This is a genomic window from Jannaschia pagri (assembly GCF_019655435.1).
In the GTDB taxonomy this organism is placed as follows: Bacteria; Pseudomonadota; Alphaproteobacteria; order Rhodobacterales; family Rhodobacteraceae; genus Jannaschia; species Jannaschia pagri.
Genome location: NZ_BPFH01000003.1, coordinates 497,775 through 516,080 on the forward strand (window position 1 = coordinate 497,775; position 18,306 = coordinate 516,080).

General features: G+C 64.5%; 17 protein-coding genes. 12 read left to right on the plus strand and 5 right to left on the minus strand.

The window, feature by feature from the left end:
- Nucleotides 1–8 precede the first annotated feature (8 nt).
- A complete protein-coding gene (locus K5R33_RS10485; protein ID WP_220748973.1) occupies nt 9–551 on the plus strand; it encodes a hemerythrin domain-containing protein in 543 nt (180 codons plus the stop codon).
- The gene (locus K5R33_RS10490) at nt 548–1,018 is read left to right on the plus strand and encodes a DUF427 domain-containing protein (protein WP_220748974.1); all 471 of its coding nucleotides are present in this window, start codon (nt 548–550) and stop codon (nt 1,016–1,018) included. Before K5R33_RS10485 ends, K5R33_RS10490 begins: the two co-directional genes overlap by 4 nt.
- Nucleotides 1,019–1,021: 3 nt before the next feature.
- Here K5R33_RS10490 and K5R33_RS10495 read toward each other — a convergent pair whose 3' ends face one another.
- Nucleotides 1,022–1,699 (minus strand): hypothetical protein, encoded by a 678-nt coding sequence (locus K5R33_RS10495; RefSeq protein ID WP_220748975.1) that lies wholly within the window; start codon nt 1,697–1,699, stop codon nt 1,022–1,024.
- Nucleotides 1,700–2,522: 823 nt separating this feature from the next.
- Nucleotides 2,523–4,751, minus strand: coding sequence for an excinuclease ABC subunit UvrB (uvrB, locus tag K5R33_RS10500; protein ID WP_220748976.1), 2,229 nt, complete (start codon nt 4,749–4,751; stop codon nt 2,523–2,525).
- 163 nt (nt 4,752–4,914) lie between these two features.
- Here uvrB and K5R33_RS10505 point away from each other — a divergent pair, with 163 nt between their 5' ends.
- On the plus strand, nt 4,915–5,226 hold the full coding sequence (locus tag K5R33_RS10505) for an ETC complex I subunit (protein ID WP_220748977.1): 312 nt from the start codon (nt 4,915–4,917) through the stop codon (nt 5,224–5,226).
- Nucleotides 5,227–5,251: 25 nt separating this feature from the next.
- Here the strand turns inward: K5R33_RS10505 and phnF are convergent, their stop codons facing one another.
- Nucleotides 5,252–5,971, minus strand: coding sequence for a phosphonate metabolism transcriptional regulator PhnF (gene phnF / locus K5R33_RS10510; protein ID WP_220748978.1), 720 nt, complete (start codon nt 5,969–5,971; stop codon nt 5,252–5,254).
- 234 nt (nt 5,972–6,205) lie between these two features.
- Nucleotides 6,206–8,026 (minus strand): translational GTPase TypA, encoded by a 1,821-nt coding sequence (typA, locus tag K5R33_RS10515; RefSeq protein WP_220748979.1) that lies wholly within the window; start codon nt 8,024–8,026, stop codon nt 6,206–6,208.
- 173 nt (nt 8,027–8,199) lie between these two features.
- Here typA and K5R33_RS10520 point away from each other — a divergent pair, with 173 nt between their 5' ends.
- Both K5R33_RS10520 and yddG read left to right on the plus strand, forming a co-directional pair.
- Complete coding sequence (locus tag K5R33_RS10520; protein ID WP_220748980.1) at nt 8,200–9,489, plus strand: cytochrome-c peroxidase; 1,290 nt, start codon at nt 8,200–8,202, stop codon at nt 9,487–9,489.
- Nucleotides 9,490–9,565: 76 nt separating this feature from the next.
- A complete protein-coding gene (gene yddG / locus K5R33_RS10525; RefSeq protein ID WP_220748981.1) occupies nt 9,566–10,438 on the plus strand; it encodes an aromatic amino acid exporter YddG in 873 nt (290 codons plus the stop codon).
- A 5-nt stretch (nt 10,439–10,443) separates the two neighbouring features.
- On the opposite strand, the gene K5R33_RS10530 is transcribed toward yddG, so the two are convergent.
- Nucleotides 10,444–11,373, minus strand: a complete 930-nt coding sequence (locus K5R33_RS10530) for an ABC transporter ATP-binding protein (protein ID WP_220748982.1) — start codon at nt 11,371–11,373, stop codon at nt 10,444–10,446.
- Nucleotides 11,374–11,528: 155 nt separating this feature from the next.
- On the opposite strand from K5R33_RS10530, the gene K5R33_RS10535 reads away from it, so the two are divergent.
- The 7 genes from K5R33_RS10535 to K5R33_RS10565 all read left to right on the plus strand — a co-directional run bounded on the left by K5R33_RS10535 (nt 11,529) and on the right by K5R33_RS10565 (nt 18,305).
- The gene (locus K5R33_RS10535) at nt 11,529–11,723 is read left to right on the plus strand and encodes a zinc-finger domain-containing protein (RefSeq protein WP_220748983.1); all 195 of its coding nucleotides are present in this window, start codon (nt 11,529–11,531) and stop codon (nt 11,721–11,723) included.
- A 37-nt stretch (nt 11,724–11,760) separates the two neighbouring features.
- Complete coding sequence (locus K5R33_RS10540) at nt 11,761–12,429, plus strand: DUF2459 domain-containing protein (protein WP_255576311.1); 669 nt, start codon at nt 11,761–11,763, stop codon at nt 12,427–12,429.
- Nucleotides 12,430–12,497: 68 nt separating this feature from the next.
- Nucleotides 12,498–13,175: a PAQR family membrane homeostasis protein TrhA gene (gene trhA, locus K5R33_RS10545; RefSeq protein ID WP_220748985.1), complete on the plus strand. Its 678-nt coding sequence runs from the start codon at nt 12,498–12,500 to the stop codon at nt 13,173–13,175.
- Between the two features lie 85 nt (nt 13,176–13,260).
- Complete coding sequence (locus K5R33_RS10550) at nt 13,261–14,466, plus strand: ATP-binding protein (RefSeq protein WP_220748986.1); 1,206 nt, start codon at nt 13,261–13,263, stop codon at nt 14,464–14,466.
- Between the two features lies 1 nt (nt 14,467).
- Nucleotides 14,468–17,260 (plus strand): DNA polymerase I, encoded by a 2,793-nt coding sequence (polA, locus tag K5R33_RS10555; protein ID WP_220748987.1) that lies wholly within the window; start codon nt 14,468–14,470, stop codon nt 17,258–17,260.
- Nucleotides 17,260–17,685 (plus strand): hypothetical protein, encoded by a 426-nt coding sequence (locus K5R33_RS10560; protein WP_220748988.1) that lies wholly within the window; start codon nt 17,260–17,262, stop codon nt 17,683–17,685. Before polA ends, K5R33_RS10560 begins: the two co-directional genes overlap by 1 nt.
- On the plus strand, nt 17,682–18,305 hold the full coding sequence (locus tag K5R33_RS10565; RefSeq protein WP_220748989.1) for a LysE family translocator: 624 nt from the start codon (nt 17,682–17,684) through the stop codon (nt 18,303–18,305). Before K5R33_RS10560 ends, K5R33_RS10565 begins: the two co-directional genes overlap by 4 nt.
- The last annotated feature ends 1 nt before the right edge of the window (nt 18,306 follow it).

Genomic DNA, 18,306 nt, shown 5'->3' on the forward strand with positions numbered 1-18,306 from the left:
CTAGGGGGATGGTTCACAATGGCACCAACAGCCGGTTCCCTTCGGTCCGCCTGCCCGATGACGGACCGATATCGCCGGAGGCCTGGTCACAGCGTCCGGCATTCGGGGATCTGACCCGCTTTTGGTTGTCCCGCCACCAGATGTTTCGTGACCTGATGTCGGATCTGCGTGCAAGGCTCCGGGCCTGCGAAGGCGGCGACCTGGACCCCACGGATCCGGACACCGCGTTGCACCGCGATGGCCGCTTTCTGTGCCAGGAAATGCTGGGTCACCACGGGGTCGAAGACAGCGTCTACTTTCCCCGTCTAATCGTCCTGCAACCAAGTATCGCCCCGTGGATTGAGCGGTTGCACAGCGATCACCAGGACATCGGTTGCAGCCTAGATCGCCTGAGCCAGAGCCTGTCCCAGGTGCGTGACGGCGCGCGGGCGGTGGCGCTCGTATCCTCGCGGCTGACCGCCGTCATGGAGTTGAAACTGCGACACATGCAGGCGGAGGAAGAGACCGTCGTGCCCGTGATTCTCACCCTCGGCGAAGATCAATTGCGATGACACTGCCCGACGAAAATGTTCAGTCCTACCCGCGTCCACCCCGGTTGGAGCCCGTGCCCCAACGGATCCAAGTCTGGTTGGGCGGGCAGGAGATTATCTCCACCGTGGACTCCCTGCGGGTGTTGGAGACGCACCACGCGCCAACCTACTACATTCCTCGGGCAGACATTCGCGCAGATATCTCTCGCGCCGCAGGCAGCAGCTTTTGCGAATGGAAGGGCGCCGCACGCTATTGGACCCTGTCGGTGGGGGAGACGCAGGCACCGCGCTGCGCTTGGGATTATCCGACGCCGACCCGGACATTTGCCGCGCTCAAGGACCATCTGGCGATCTACGCCCATGCCATGGATGCGGTGCGCGTCGGAGGCGTTGCAGTGACGCCGCAGCCCGGCAACTTCTATGGCGGATGGGTGACGCCGAACCTGCGCGGCACGGTCAAAGGCGCCCCGGGGACCGAAGGGTGGTAGCCGTCAGAATGACCGCGCCCAGCCCACCCGTAGGATCGTATCGCCGCCATCCTTGAAGGACACGCCCAGCCGCGCGCCGCCCAGGTCCCCGATCTTATATTCGACCGTAGGGGCAATGGTCGTGCTCAGATCGGTCTCATGTTCTGCAAACAGCCCGAGCTCTAGGGTCAGCCGGTCGGTCGGTTTTACACCCACCACGTATTGCGCATTGAGCCGCCGCCGTTTGCCACCGCCCGCCGTCGCGCGCAGGTCAAAGGTCGTCCAGCCAGTGCCATAGGCGGTGTCCAGGGGTCGCCCCGCCGTCAGGCCCAGCCCCACACGCTCCGCCTGATCGCCGTTGGTTTCCCGATCCAGCCCGATGCTCGCCTCAACGGCGAACAACCACGGTGAGAGCCAGCCGGGCCGTGTGGCGCGTGCTGCCTCAGAGGACAGAACGGGCAGACGCGCGAACACACGAATGCGCCCGTCCAGGGGGATGTCCGGGTCGCCCAGAACCGATCCCATGGCATGCCCCCCAGTATCCAGGCCCCACGTCAGCTGCCGAGCGCCGCCGTACTCCGCATAGATCGAGGTCCACCCGTCCTTACCTTCTTCGTGCCCAATGAAGACATAGGCCTCCCCCTGGGGCCGGACCCAAGGTCCCGCACTGGCTGGGTGAGCCAGCAGGAGGAGAAGCACCATAGCGAGTCGCATGGGGTAAGGGTGGGGTAGGGATGGTTAAGGGGCGGTTAACGCTGCTGCGGAGGGAACCCGGAGACAGTACGCATCACCGAATAATCGACTTGGTAAAGCGGGCGGTCTTAAATAGCTCCTAGGAAGAATTCGTAACCCTAAAGTCGTCGGAAATACGCAATATTCATATTGTGGAAAATGTACTCTTGGTCATAATATTTGGGGTATACCTTTTTATACTATCTTATGTTCAGGTATTGCTCAAGTGAAGACGTATATAGATATTATATCCCTCTGTGTTTCCTTTTTTGCGTTGGCGATCAGCCTGTATAGCTTTGCGACAAAAGAGGTAGGCCTGAACTTTTTCTTCACGGAGGTTGTGTCGTCCTCCTCCGAAGACATCCAGTTTGGTATCGCATTTCAAAATTTTGGCGATGTTGAGCTTTTCTTGGCAGAGGCAGAGTTTTATGAGTTTTCTCACGACGATGACGCAACGGCTTGCCGCCAAGGGAGGGAGGCGAGGCCATCTCAAATCGTACCCCCTATGGATGGGAATTGGTTTGTTATCCCGTCAAAGAAAACGGCTCACAAGAGATTTAGCGTCCCTCTTCCTGACGTCGTCGCGGGCAGAAAACACTTCTGCATCCGGTTAGAGGCATATGACGTGTATGGTCAGATTTACACATCATATGATCGTATTGTGAGTGGCGTGCTTCGCCTCAGTGCCACAGGGCGGATCTCCATGAGTGCTACGAACTATCACGAAAAGCCGATCTCACTCGCCAGCCAACGCTATATTCTAAAGCCATAGGCAATCAGAGCGATCAAAAGCCTAACGCTTCTTCCGCCGCTTCACATTGCCTCCGCGCTGCCCAGGTCGTCCGGCGGTGCTTCGGCCTTCGGCCTTGCGGGCGTCCTCGACGGCCTGTTCGACCGCTGACTGACGGGCCAGCGGGTCGTCGGAGACCACCAGGTCCACCTGTTCCAGCCGCTTGACCTCGTCCCGCAGACGGGCGGCTTCCTCGAATTCCAGGTTTTCGGCGGCCTTTCGCATCCGTTCGCGCAACGCGTCCAGGTGGGCCATCAGGTTGCCACCGGCCAGCGGCCTGTCGACTTTGGCGGTGACGCGGTTCATGTCCACGTCGCCCTGATAGAGGCCCGCGAGCACATCCTCGACGTTCTTCTTGACCGTCTCGGGTGTGATCCCGTGTTCCGCGTTATAGGCCATCTGCTTGGCGCGGCGCCGCTCGGTCTCGGACATGGCGCGCTGCATGGAGCCGGTGATCTTGTCGGCGTACATGATGACCCGGCCATCGGCGTTCCGCGCGGCGCGCCCGATGGTCTGCACCAGGGACGTCTCGGAGCGCAGGAACCCTTCCTTATCCGCATCCAGGATCGCCACTAAACCACATTCCGGGATATCCAGGCCCTCACGCAGCAGGTTGATGCCGATCAGGACGTCAAAGGCGCCGAGCCGCAGGTCACGCAGGATCTCGATCCGCTCAATCGTGTCGATGTCGGAGTGCATGTAGCGGACCTTGATCCCCTGTTCATGCAGGTATTCGGTCAGATCCTCGGCCATGCGCTTGGTCAGGGTCGTGCAGAGCGTGCGGTAACCGTCGGCTGAAACGCGCCGGATTTCATCCAGCAGGTCGTCCACCTGCATGTCGACGGGCCGGATCTCGATCTTCGGGTCCAACAGGCCGGTAGGTCGGATGACCTGTTCGGTAAAAACACCACCCGTTTGCTCCAACTCCCACGCCGCTGGTGTGGCGGAGACGAAGACCGACTGGGGCCGCATGGCGTCCCATTCCTCGAACTTGAGTGGGCGGTTATCCATACAGGACGGCAGGCGGAAGCCGTGTTCGGCCAGGGTGAACTTACGCCGATAGTCGCCCCGGTACATGCCGCCGATCTGGGGCACGCTGACGTGGCTTTCATCGGCGAAAACGATGGCATTGTCGGGGATGTATTCGAACAAAGTGGGGGGTGGCTCCCCCGGTGCGCGGCCCGTCAGATAGCGGGAATAGTTCTCGATCCCGTTGCAAACGCCCGTGGCCTCCAACATCTCGATGTCGAAGTTTGTGCGCTGCTCCAGCCGCTGGGCCTCCAGCAGTTTGCCCTCGTCCTGGAGCTGTTTCAGGCGAACGGCCAGCTCGGATTTGATGTTCTTGATCGCGCTCTGCATTGTGGGGCGGGGCGTGACGTAGTGGCTGTTGGCGTAGACGCGGATCTTGTCCATGTCGCGGACCTTGGACCCCGTGAGCGGGTCGAACTCCACGATGCTCTCCAACTCCTCACCGAAGAACGACAACCGCCAGGCCGCGTCCTCCAGGTGGGCGGGCCAGATCTCCAGACTGTCGCCCCGCACACGGAACGACCCGCGCGCGAAGGCCGCGTCGTTGCGGCGGTACTGCTGCGCCACCAGATCGGCCATGACCTTGCGCTGGTCATAGTCCTGCCCGGCGAACAGATCTTGGGTCATGGCGCCATAGGTCTCGACCGAGCCGATACCGTAGATGCAAGAGACCGAGGCCACGATGATCACATCGTCCCGTTCGAGCAGGGCGCGGGTGGCCGAGTGGCGCATCCGGTCGATCTGTTCGTTAATCTGCGACTCCTTCTCGATAAAGGTGTCGGAGCGCGGGACGTAGGCCTCCGGCTGATAGTAGTCGTAGTAGCTTACGAAATACTCGACGGCGTTGTCGGGAAAGAACCCCTTCATCTCCCCATAGAGCTGGGCAGCGAGCGTCTTGTTGGGGGCCAGGATGATCGCGGGGCGCTGCGTCTCCTCGATAATCTTGGCCATGGTAAAGGTCTTACCCGTGCCCGTGGCGCCCAGCAGTACTTGATCTTGTTCACCGTTCAGAACGCCCGCCGACAGCTCGGCGATGGCCGTGGGCTGGTCGCCCGCTGGCGCGAAATCGGTCTGCATCCGCAGCCTCACACCGCCTTCCAGCTTTTCGCGCGCGCCGGGCGCGCGGTACTGCATGGCGACCTCGTCCGCCGGTGGCAGAGTCATCACGTCGCCCTTGGGTTCGTTGGTGTTGTTATGGGCCATCGCACACCTCGGCAGGTTGGTCGCAGATCCACCATGTGCGCTTTCGCGAGGCATCTTCAACCTCTGCCCTGTCAGGAGAGATCGCTGCGGCGGGGCGCCCCTTGCGCGGGAGGGGGCCACCCCGTTAAAGACCGTGCAACGACCGACGAACCCCGAGGGCCCCATGCGCGCGCGAATCTACAAGCCAGCCAAGACCGCCATGTCCTCCGGCACGGCGAAAACACGTGATTGGGTACTGGAATTCATCCCCGAGGTGGCCCGCGAAATCGATCCTCTGACGGGATGGACCGGGTCGCGCGACACGCAGTCGCAAGTCAAGCTGCGCTTCGAAAGCCAGCGCGACGCCGAAGATTACGCCCGCGACAACGGCATCGAATACGTCGTTCTGCGCGCGCAGTCCCGCAAGCCGAATGTTCGGCCCGGCGGCTATGGCGATAACTTCGCAACGAACCGCCGGGGCGCCTGGACGCACTAACGGAGCGCGACCCTGCGGTCAGCAGTCAGGTCTCCAGGGTCAGGGTGACGCGGTCCCCCGCGAACCAGGTCAGCCCAAACTCCACCGGCCGCCCGGTGAGATCTACGTTCACACTCGTGCTCCGCAGGATCGGATCGCCTTCTGCGAGTTGAAGGTGCAGCGCTTGGGTGGCCTCCGCCCGAACGGCGGTTAGGCGCGTTGAGGACCGGGTGTAGTCCGTGATCCCAACCTGTTCGAGGGCTTCGGTCACCGAGCGTGTCCCACTCAGCGCGTCGTAGATGCCGGGCAAGCGGTCCTCTGGGAAGAGGCTTTCGAACACCGCAATGGCCAGGTCGTCGGAAAACGACAGGCCATGGTAGGCGACCACGGGTGCCCCCGCTTCGATCGCCAGCGCGCGCCCTTCGGTGGCCGTGACCGCCCGCCGGGTGAGATGGAGCAGCCGCTTATCGGGTTTATGTCCTGCCGCCAGCAGGTTTTCATGGAACCGCACGCGCGCGCCTATGGGGTAATCCGTTGGTCGCGCCGCCACGAAGGCGCCCGCGCCGCGCCGTGTTCGGACCATCCCCTCGGCCACCAGTTTCGAGAGGGCATGGCGCACCGTATGCCGGTTCACCCCAAAGCGCTGCGCCAAGGCCGCCTCGGTCGGAAGACGGTCGCCTGGGACATAGCGACCCTCGGCGATATCCGCCCGCAGGCCCGTGGCTATGGCCTGCCAAATGGGCGTGCGCTTGGGTTTGCGGGTCACAGCGAAGGTCCGATGGGGCGCGACATGACCAATCCTAAGCGCCTAACGGACCCATGGGAAAGCCTGCCGCTACCCCCATGGTCGCGAAGGCCCTTGGGCAGGGCCGGGGGACGCCCCCCGGACCCCCGTCGTCTTGGATGGTCGACGGCCTTGTGGGGCGCACCCGGCGGGACCGGCTGCTTCTGCATATTTTGGGAACATCGAAGGGGCGTGTGCCCCCCCCCGACATCCACCTCAGCCAGCGGCGCGCGCCTGGCGCTTGCGCTCATGGGGGTCGAGGAAGCGTTTGCGCAGGCGGATGGAGTTTGGCGTGACCTCCACCAATTCGTCATTGTCGATATAGGCGATGGCCTCTTCCAGGGACATGCGGACGGGCGTGGTCAGGCGGACGGCCTCGTCGGTGCCAGAGGCCCGGACGTTGGTCAGCTTTTTGCCCTTCAGAGGATTCACCTCCAGGTCGTTGTCGCGGCTGTGCTCGCCGATGATCATGCCTTGGTAGACCTGTTCTTGAGCGCCGATGAAGAACTTGCCGCGGTCTTCGAGGTTGAAGATGGCGTAGGCGACGGACACGCCGTCCTCCATGGAGATCAACACACCCGCGCGGCGACCCGGGATGGCGCCTTTGTAGGCGGCCCATTCGTGGAAGACGCGGTTCATGACGCCTGTGCCGCGTGTGTCGGTCAGGAATTCGCCGTGGTAGCCGATCAGCCCCCGCGATGGCACATGGGCGATGATGCGGGTTTTGCCCGCGCCGGCGGGCTTCATCTCGACCAACTCGCCCTTACGGGTGCCCGTGATCTTTTCGATGACCGAGCCGGAGTAGTCGTCGTCCACGTCGATGGTGACCTCTTCGATGGGCTCCATCCGCTGGCCGTCGATTTCCTGGAACAACACCTGGGGGCGGGAGATCGACAGCTCGAACCCTTCGCGGCGCATGTTCTCGATCAGGACGCCCATTTGGAGTTCGCCACGCCCAGCGACCTCAAAGGCTTCGCCGCCCGGCGTCTCGGTGATCTTGATGGCGACGTTGGTCTCGGCCTCCTTCATGAGGCGGTCGCGGATGACGCGGCTTTGGACCTTTTTGCCGTCACGGCCCGCCAGGGGGGAGTCGTTGATGCCGAAGGTGACCGTGATGGTTGGCGGATCGATGGGCTGCGCGGGCAGCGGCACGTCGATGCTGGTGTCGGCCAGCGTATCGGCCACGGTGGCCTTGGCCATGCCCGCGATGGTGACGATGTCGCCCGCCTCCGCCACGTCGATGGGCTGCTGCTGCAGGCCGCGGAAGGCGAGGATCTTAGTGACCCGGAACTGCTCGATCTTGGCGCCTTCGCGGGACAGGGCGTGCAGGGTCTGACCGGCCTTCAGGGTGCCCGATTCGACGCGGCCTGTCAGGATGCGTCCGATGAAAGGGTCGGCGCCCAGCGTGGTGGCCAACATGCGGAAGGGCTTGTCGCGTTCTTCAACCTGCTTGGGGGCGGGCACGTGGTCCACGATCAGATCAAACAGCGCGTCCAGGTTTTCGCGGGGACCGTCCAGCTCCATATCCGCCCAGCCGGAGCGGCCGGAGGCATACATTGCGGGGAAGTCCAACTGCTCGTCATCGGCGCCCAGGTTGGCAAACAGGTCGAAACATTCGTCGAGCGCGCGGTCCGGTTCCGCATCCGGCTTGTCGACTTTGTTCAGCACCACGATGGGGCGCAGGCCAAGGGCAAGCGCCTTGGAGGTCACGAACTTCGTCTGGGGCATGGGGCCTTCGGCGGCGTCGACCAAGAGAACCACACCGTCCACCATGGAGAGGATCCGCTCCACCTCGCCGCCGAAATCAGCGTGGCCGGGGGTGTCGACGATGTTGATCCGGGTGCCTTTCCATTCCACTGAGGTGGCCTTGGCGAGGATGGTGATCCCCCGCTCCCGCTCCAAATCGTTGCTGTCCATGGCGCGTTCGGTGACGGCCTCGTTCTCGCGGTAGACACCGGATTGCTTGAGCAGCTCGTCCACCAGGGTGGTCTTGCCGTGGTCGACGTGCGCGATGATCGCGATATTGCGAAGGTCCATGGGTCTTGCCTCGAACGTGGGGCCCGGAATGTGGGGGTTGGCGCGCCCTTACAGTGCCGCGCCGCAGAAATCCACCCTTGGCGATCTGCGCGACGCTGGGGCGCAGGGGACGATGGGCGGATTTCGCCCGGACGGGGGTTTTCGGAGCGCTTGGCCCATGCCAACGTCGCGCCATGATCCGCGCTCTTGTCTTGTCCCTGACCCTGCCCACCGCCGCCTTCGCCATGGAGGTGCCGGACCCGATTACCGACGCCGATTACCGCGCCACCGATCCGGAGATCGTGGCCCTGGGCCGGCTCTTGTTTTGGGATCCGATCCTGTCCGGCAACCGCACGGTTTCCTGTGGGACATGCCATCACCCGGATTTCGGGACGGGCGATGGGCTGAGCCTGGGGCTCGGTGACGGTGGCTTGGGTCTCGGGCCTGATCGAGTGGTTGATGCGGACAACCCGCCAGAGCAGCGGATCCCTCGGAACGCGCCCGCGCTCTGGAACCTTGGCGCCCATGAGTTCACCGTTCTGTTCCACGATGGTCGCATCGAGGAAACGGCGGACGGCCTTCGGACCCCAATGGGGGCCGAGATGGAGCAGGGATTTGCCACGCTGCTGTCGGCGCAAACGATGTTCCCGGTTCTCTCAGCCGATGAGATGGCCGGACACTACGGTGAGAATGAGATCTCGCGCGCCGTGCGGCAGGGCATCATCACCGGTGAGGGCGGCGCCTGGGATCTGTTGTCGGCCCGGGTGCGCGGCATTCCCGCCTATGCTGAGATGTTTGAGGCCGCGATGCCGGGCCGCCCCATCGACTTCCCGGCGATTTCCGACGCCATTGCCCAATTCATGGAAGCGGAGTGGCGCTCCGATACGTCACCGTTCGACGCCTGGTTGCGCGGCGAGGGGGATCTGCATCCCAACGCCCTGCGCGGGGTAGAGGTGTTCTACGGCGCCGCCGGATGCGCGGACTGCCATTCTGGACCGTTTCAGACGGATCATGGGTTCCACGCCATGGGACAGCCCCAGCTTGGTCCAGGTAAGGCCGCCCGATTTGAGCGCCATGCCAGAGACGAAGGCCGGATGCGCGTCACCGGGGCAGAGGCCGACCGCTTCGCCTTTCGGACACCGTCCCTGCGCAACGTGACCGTTACGGGGCCCTGGGGACATGCTGGTGCCTACGACAACCTGCGTGCCTTTGTCCGCGACCATGCGGCGCCCCGGCGCGCCTTGGCCGCGTACGGGCGCGATGTGGTTCTGCCCAATCTTCCGGTGGAAGATTGGCGCATTCTAGACGATCCTTCGGAGGTGACCGCCATCGCAGCGGCGATCCAGGGGCCGGACCGCGTTTTGTCGGACCGGGACGTCACCGCGCTGATGGCGTTCCTAGAGGCCCTGACCGACGAAGCCGCACTCCTGGGTCGGGACGGCATTCCGGAAACGGTCCCATCTGGCCTGCCCGTCGATAGATGATCCCCATCCGCGCCCAGCGTGACGGTGGACCAAAATTCGCGAATTTTGGGGCGCCCCGTCCCCTGGGTGCCGTCCCATGACAACCAGGCGCGCGACTGTCGCGGCGTTCGGGGCGATTTTGCTGTGGGCCTTGTTGGCTTGGTTCACGACCCTGTCAGGGGACGTCCCGCCGCTTCAATTGTTGGCGATGTGTTTCGCGCTGGGCGGAGGGGCCGGGGCCGCACTGACCCTGTGGCGAGGCGGGGTGGCTGCTTGGCGACAACCCATTCGGGTGTGGATCGTGGGGGTCGGGGGGCTGTTTGGCTATCACCTTTTGTATGTCTTGGCATTGCGGTCTGCCGATCCGGTGGCGGCCAGCCTGATTGCCTACCTTTGGCCGCTACTGATTGTCCTGGGCGCAACGCGCGTCTCCGGTCAGGCCCTGCGCTGGCACCATCTGGTTGGCGCAGCGGCGGGCGCCATTGGGGCAGCGCTGGTGGTCACCGGCGGTCGCGGGGTGCAGGTCGAGACGAGCCAGATCGCAGGCTACGCCCTGGCCCTCGCGGCGGCGTGTGTCTGGGCCAGCTATTCGCTTTTGTCGCGCCGAATGGCCGAGGTACCGACCGACGCGGTGTCTGGCTTTTGCCTCGGGACAGCGATGCTATCGGGCCTCGCCCATCTGGCGTTGGAGGTACCGGTCATGCCGAGCGCCACGGAATGGCTCGCGATCCTGGGGTTGGGGTTTGGACCGGTGGGTCTCGCGTTTTTCCTCTGGGATCTGGGCATGAAGCGCGGGGACATGGCCGTGTTGGGCGCGGCAAGCTATGCGGCCCCACTGCTGTCGACGCTTATCCTGGTGGCGGTGGGCCGGGCCGAGGCCAGCTGGACCCTCGCGCTGGCTTGCATCCTCATCACCGGCGGAGCCGCCTTGGCGGCCCGTGATATGCTTGGTGCGCGCCCGGCGGCCTGACCGACTTAGCTGCCGTGGGTCAGGGAGACGAACACGTCCTCCAGGTCCGCTTCCTCCGTCCGCACATCGCGGATGGCCACGCCCGCGTCCTGGACCGCCGCCAGCAATTGGGCCGCCGAGACCTGGCCCCGGCTATACGTCAGCGCCAGGGCGCCATCGCCGCGCCGATCCAGGGTGACCCCATCGGGCACGGGCACGTCCCCCACGGGCGTCTCGGGCGTTATGACCATGGTTTTCCCGTCCAGCCGGTTCAACAGCGCGTCGGTCCGGTCGCGCACGACCAATTCGCCGTGGTTCACAATGGCGATCTCGTCACACATCTCCTGGGCTTCCTCCAGGTAATGCGTCGTCAGGATGATCGTCATGCCCCGCTCTTCGTTCAACCGCCGGACGTTGCGCCACAGCATCTGACGCAACTCGATGTCGACGCCTGCCGTCGGCTCATCCAGGACCAGGATCTGCGGGTGGTGAACCAGCGCCTTGGCCAGCAGCAGACGCCGCCGCATCCCGCCCGACAGGGTGCGCGCATAGGCGTCGGCCTTGTCCGCGAGGCCCACCAGATCCAGAATCTCAGCCGTGCGCCGGTCCCGCTTGGGGACGCCATAGAGACCAGCTTGCACTTCCAACGCGCCCGCCGGGGAAAAGAAGGGATCCAGGTTCAACTCCTGGGGCATGACACCGATGGCGGCACGCGACTGTCGGGGGTTCACGTCCTGATCAAAGCCCCAGATCCGCACCTTGCCAGAGGTTTTGCGCACCAGCCCGGCCAAGATGTTGATCGTGGTCGATTTTCCAGCTCCGTTTGGGCCGAGCAGGCCAAAGATGCTGCCCTTTGGGATGTCCAGGTCCAGCCCCTTGAGGGCTTCCTTCTCGGGGGATTTGCCGTCCCCGGCATAGACCTTGCGCAGACCTTCGATTTCGATGGCGTTGGACATGGGACACCCCTCCGGCTTTCAGCGGGGCAGCTATTGCAGCGGGGGGTGTTCGGCAATCTGCATCAGCGCGCAGGTCCCTTGCAGCGTGCCGGGCGTCTGCGCCATAAGGGCACCCACGCGGTCCCGAGGGCCGCACCGCCAAGACCGAGGCCGCCATGACACAGCAACCCACCCAATCCCACGACGCGCCGCCCGAGACAGAGGTGGTCCACACCACGCGGATCTGTTGCGACGGGGGGGAGGGCGCTTTGGGCCACCCTCGGGTCTGGCTGTCCATCGACCCAAAGGTCGGCTGGGTCGAGTGCGGCTACTGCGACAAGCGCTTCGTTTTGGACCCTGACGCGGGCTAGGGCCGGTCTGCGCGTCGGCTGATAGGGGCGGGGCGAGGTGTTCGCGCGCCGATTGACCCATTCAGCTCTGCGAGGGACCCGCTGGCTCCTCCTTATACCGTTTGTCTGCCTCCTTTGGCTCGGGGCAGGCTTTGGAGGCGCCCTTTGGACGGCCCCCGGTGAAGACCCGGGCGATGACGTCGACATCCATTTCATCGGAACCGCCATCCACGTGGATTTGCTTCTGCCGGCCACGCCAGAGGTCCGCGCGGCGCTGGACTTTGCTGCCGAGGATGGCGTCCCGTTGGGGGCCGCCGATTGGGTCCTCGTTGGCTGGGGTGCGCGGGATTTCTATACCGCCACGGGCAGCTATTCTGATATGCGCATCGGACCCGTTTGGCGGGCTGTCACCGGCGATGCCTCCGTCTTGCGGATTGAGGTCTATGGCCCCATCAATACTGCGGGCCTCGACCGGTTGTCCCTGAGCCATGCGCAATTCATGCGCCTCGTCCAAGCCATCGCAGACACGCGCGGCGGTCCGGTCCTCCCCTCGGCTGGGTTCACCTCAACCGACCGCTTCTACGAGGCCCGGGGCCGCTTCCACATCTTTCGGACCTGCAACGTTTGGGTCGGAGAGATGCTGCGGGCGGCGGGCCTCCGCTTTGGCCGTTGGACGCCGACACCGCAGGCGTTTCGCTTGGCTTTGAGGCATCTCACCGCGACGTGAGGGCGGGGCAGCGTACGGCGCACGCTTTCGTAACCTGATCCTTAACGAAAATGTGCTAGCTGTTTCTTATGACCGACATCGACCCGCGCCTCTCTGCTCCGTCCCAGGTCCGATCCTATGATCGGGCGGAACTGCTCAGCGATGCTCTGGTCCATCTGGCTGGTCTGGTTTTGGCCCTCGCGGCGGTGCCCGTCCTCATCACTCTGACAGCGGTGTGGCGCGGCGACTTCGCGGGCGTGGCCGCCGTGTCTGTGTACGGGGCGACACTGATCGCCATGCTCTCGGCCTCCCTGGCCTACAACCATATCTATCGGCCCGAATGGTCCGAGGCTTTGCGCAAGCTGGATATGTCGGCCATCTACCTCAAGATCGCGGGCACGGTGACGCCCTTCGCTCTGTTGTCGGGCACTGGCGCCACGTTCTTGGCGGCCATGTGGTCGGCTGCGGGGCTGGCCACGGTAACGGTGTTTCTCCGGCGCCGACGGTCTAGCGTGATCAGCGTCGGCATTGGCCTCGCCATGGGCTGGGCTGTCCTGATCGGCGGCGGAGACGTCATCGCCGCCACCACATGGCCTGTCTTTGCCCTGATGATCGCGGGCGGCGTCCTCTATTCCCTGGGCACTCCGTTCCTGCTGCTAGAGCGTCTGCGCTTCCACAACACGATCTGGCACGGCTTTGTGGTGGTCGCCTCCATCGTCTATTTCGTGGCGATCACCTGGCATCTGGCGGTGACCAGTCTGGCGTAAGCGCGGGCCGGCCTTGTGGGCAGCTTATCCATCTTATATGAGTTTACCGAATTCTGATAAACCTGGGTAAACTGGATAAGGTCCGATGGATCCGCGCCTCAACCCCTTCGCGCCCGGCGCCGGAACCCGTCCTCCAGCTTTCGCGGGGCGCGACCCTATTCTAGAAGCGGCCGACATCGCGCTCGACCGTCAAATCGCGGGCCGCCACGCCAACAGCATGATCCTGCTAGGCCTCCGCGGTGTTGGCAAAACCGTCTTGCTGAACCGTCTGCATCAAGAGGCAAAGGCGAAGGGCTATGAGACCGTTCGGTTGGAGGTGCCCGACGCCGCCGGGGGGCATTTGGCGCGCATGATCGTCCCGATGCTGGATACAGTCCTACGCCGCCTGGACCGGCGCCGCGATGCGGGTGCGCGCCTGTGTCAGGCGGGGGCCAACCTGGCGAACTTCGCCGCCGCCTTTAAGGTCAGCTATCAGGGCTTCGCGCTGGGCCTGGACGGGGATGGCCTGACGGCAGGCTCCGGCAACATGGAGGCGGACCTGCCCGACCTCATGCGCGCCGTCTGGGAGGCGGCCGCCGACCGGGGCACCGCCCTCGGCCTTTTCATCGACGAGGTTCAGTACCTCTCGAAGCCGGAATTGGCCGCCCTGGCCCGCACCTGCCACGAGGCCGCACAACAGGGCGGGCGGTTTCTGCTCATCGGCGCGGGCCTGCCGCAGATCGCGGCCCTTGCGGGCGAGGCGAAATCCTATGCCGAGCGGCTGTTCACCTACCCCGAGGTTGGCCCCCTCTCGCCGGACGCGGCGCGCGAGGCGTTGACCCGCCCGGTCGAGGCCGAGGGCGCGGCCTTTACCGACGCCGCCCTTGAGAGAATCGTGGCCGACACCCAGGGCTATGCCTATTTTCTGCAAAGCTGGGGCAAGTTCGTGTGGGACGAGGCCGATGCCAGCCCGATCACAGAGGACGATGTCATCCGCGCCCATCCCGCCATCCGCGCCGACCTGGACCAGAGCTTTTTCCGCACGCGGTTCGACCGCTGCTCGGCGGCGGAGCAGCAGTATCTGCGCGCCATGGCCGAATTGGGCCCCGGTCCCCATCAGACGGGCGATGTAGCCCGCGCTCTGGGCACCGAAAGCAGCCAGGTTGCCAACACCCGTCGCAAACTGATCGAATCCGGCATGATCTATTCCCAGCGCCACGGCGAGACGGCCTTTACCGTGCCCCTGTTCGATACCTTCATGAAGCGCACGATGCCCGACCTCGTGCCATATACCCCCCGAAAGCGAGCCTGACATGACCTTCGGCAAAGGCCACCACCTGCATTTGATCGACGGCTCGGCCTTCATCTTCCGCGCCTTCCACGCTTTGCCGCCGCTCACGCGCAAATCCGACGGGCTGCCCATCGGGGCGGTCAGCGGGTTCTGCAACATGCTCGACCGTTACGTGCAGGGGAACGCGGGCGCGGATGCGGCGACCCATGTGGCCGTGATCTTCGACAAGGGCAGCCACACGTTCCGCAACGACATGTACGATCAGTACAAGGCCAACCGCTCCGAGATGCCCGAGGATCTACGCCCCCAGATCCCCCTGACCCGCGAGGCGACGCGCGCTTTCAACATCGCCTGCGAAGAGATGGAGGGCTGGGAAGCTGACGACATCATCGCGACCCTGGCCCATCAGGCGCGCAACGCAGGCGGGCGGGTGACCATCCTATCGTCGGACAAGGACCTGATGCAGCTTGTGGGCGGCGGGGTCGAAATGCTCGACCCGATGAAGAACAAACGGATTGATGCCGAGGGCGTGCAGGAGAAATTCGGCGTCGGTCCCGAAGGCGTCGTGGACGTCCAGGCCCTGGCGGGGGATTCGGTCGACAACGTGCCCGGCGCGCCGGGCATCGGCATCAAGACCGCCGCGCAACTGATCAACGAATACGGCTCGCTGGAGGAGCTGCTGGACCGCGCCGAAGAGATTAAGCAGCCCAAGCGCCGCCAGACCCTGATCGAGCATCGCGCGCAGATCGAACTGTCCAAGCGCCTGGTGCAACTCGACTGCGAAACGCCCCTGACCTTCACCATCGACGATCTGGAAATCCGCGATGCAGTCGCCGACGACCTGCTGGATTTCCTCAACCGGATGGAATTTCGGACCCTCACCCGCAAGATCGCCGACCGGCTGGGTGCTGAGCCCCCCGCCATGATCGAGGTTGCGCCCCAAGCGGATGCGCCCGAGGTGCCCGAAGAGGTACCCATCGACGCCTCCACCTATGAAATCGTGCGCGACGAGGCCGCGTTGCAGGTCTGGCTGGACCGCATCACCGAGGCCGGGCAGGTGGCCGTCGACACGGAAACGACGGGCCTCGATGAGATGCGCGCCGATTTGGTGGGCGTCTGTCTGGCTACGGAACCGGGCGTGGCCTGCTACGTGCCGCTGACCCACCGCGCGGGCGGCGGGGACCTGTTTGATGCGGAGACGATGGCCGAGGGGCAGATGCCGCTGGACCGTGCGCTCGAAATGCTGAAGCCCATGCTGGAGGATCCGAGTATCCTCAAGATCGGGCAAAACATGAAATACGATTGGAAGATCTTCAATAGATCGAATATCAATGTCGCGCCCATCGACGACACCATGCTGCTGTCCTATGCCCAGAACGCGGGCCTGCATAATCACGGCATGGACACGCTGTCGGACCGCTACCTCAACCACCAGCCGATCCCGATCAAGGAGCTGATCGGCACCGGCAAATCCCAGATCACTTTCGACAAGGTGGAGATCGACAAGGCCGCACCCTATGCCGCCGAGGATGCGGACGTCACCCTGCGCCTGCACCGCCTGTTCAAGCCGCGCCTGCACGCCAACCGCGTGACCCAGGTCTATGAGACGCTGGAGCGGCCCCTCGTCCCCGTCCTCGCGCGGATGGAGATGGCGGGCATCAAGGTCGACCGCGACGTCCTCAGCCGCATGTCCGGGGCCTTTGCCCAAAAGATGGCCGGGCTGGAGGAAGAGATCCACGCCGCCGCGGGCAAGCCCTTCAACGTCGGCTCCCCCAGTCAGCTCGGCGAAATTCTTTTCGGGGACATGGGGTTGCCCGGTGGCAAAAAGACCAAGGCGGGCAAATGGTCCACCTCCGCCGATGCTTTGGAGGATCTGGCGACCGAACACACGCTGCCGCGTCTGGTGCTGGACTGGCGCCAGATCAGCAAGTTGAAATCGACCTACACGGACGCGCTGCAGGAACACATCAACCCGGAGACGGGGCGGGTGCATACCTCCTACAGCATCGCGGGCGCGAACACGGGGCGGCTCGCTTCGACCGATCCGAACCTGCAAAACATCCCCGTCCGCAGCGAAGAGGGGCGCCGCATCCGCGAGGCCTTTGTCGCGCCGGAGGGCCGCGTTATTGTTGCCCTTGATTATTCACAGATTGAACTTCGGATTCTTGCGCATATTGCCGGGATCGATGCGCTCAAGCAGGCGTTCAAGGACGGCCAAGACATCCACGCGATTACCGCGTCCCAGATGTTTGGCGTCCCGTTGGAGGAGATGACGCCGGACGTGCGACGCCAAGCCAAAGCCATCAACTTCGGCGTGATCTACGGGATTTCTGGTTTCGGCCTCGCCCGCAACCTGCGCATCCCGCGCGCCGAGGCCCAGGCTTTCATCGACACCTATTTCGAGCGGTTCCCCGGCATCCGCGCCTACATGGACGACACCACGGCCTTCGCGAAAAAGCACAACCGGGTCGAGACCTTGTTCGGTCGTCGTATCCACACGCCCGAGATCAACGCCAAGGGGCCGGGCGCGGGCTTTGCCAAACGCGCGGCCATCAACGCGCCGATCCAGGGGACGGCGGCTGACGTCATCCGCCGCGCCATGGTGCGGATGGAGGATGCCATCGCCGATATCGACGCGAAGATGCTGCTGCAGGTGCATGACGAACTGCTGTTTGAGGTGGCCGACGACGCCGTCGACACCCTGATCGAGCGGGCCCGTGACGTGATGGAGGGTGCCCATCACCCCGTGGTCGACCTGTCGGTGCCCCTGACCGTGGATGCGGGGCAGGGCGCCAACTGGGCCGAGGCGCATTAATGCATACGCGCGCCGTCATCCGGGGATGCCTGATTGCCTGCACCCTTGGCGTCGGCGGCGCGTTGGTCTTGATCTTGGCGGCAGCGTCAGCCCTGTCGCCGCGTCTGCCCGAATGGGATCAGGTCCTGCTCATCTCCTTTGGTGTCGGCATCGGCGCGGCGGTGCCCCTAACGGGCGCCGCCCTGTTGGGCGCGCGCTACGCGGCACAGCGGCGCGCGACCGTCCCCTGGCGGTGGGGCGCCGTAGGAGGCGGGGCCGTCGCGGGGCTTGGGGGGCTACTCCTCTCAGGCGGCTTCGGCGGCGCGTTTCGGATGGCTATGGTCTTTGCGCCGTTCGGGGTCGCCACCGGACTTTTGGCTTGGGTCGCCGCCTTCGGTTTTGTCCCGCGCGTGGCCTTCTCCCCATCCGATGAGGGGTCAAAATGATCGAACTCATTCCCGTCTTTGCCGCCGTCGCACTGGTGAACGTCCTTGGCTGGCTGACGCCCGGTCCCAACATGCTGATCGTTGCCGCCGCCTCCCTGTCCGGTGGGCGGGGGCACGGGATCATCACCGGTTGCGGGGTCGCGGCGGGTGGGCTGATCTGGGCCAGCCTTGCCGTCCTGGGCGTCGGCCTGATCTTCGAGACGCTGCCCACGCTCTTCACTTGGTTGAAGGTCGCGGGCGGGCTCTATCTAATGTGGCTCGGCTGGCGGTCGTGGCGCAGCGCGCCGGTAGCCGCCACCCCCGATGCCCAGGCGCCACGGGGCGGATTCTGGACCGGCCTTGCCGTGAACCTGACGAACCCAAAGGCCATGCTGTTCCACGGCGCGGTCCTGGCGGCGGTTGTGCCCGTGGGGGCGTCGCCTTGGCTGCTGGTGGCGATTGTCGTCTTCGCTCAGGTGCAAGCCACGCTGCAACATGCCCTGACCGCTGTGCTCTTTGCGACGCCCGTTGCCGGGCGCGTGTTCGGGGCGCTGGGTCGTTGGACGAACCGCCTGTTTGGCACGATCTTCGCGGGGCTGGGCGCGGGCCTCGTCTGGCAGGCGTTGCGGCGGCCCGCCTGAG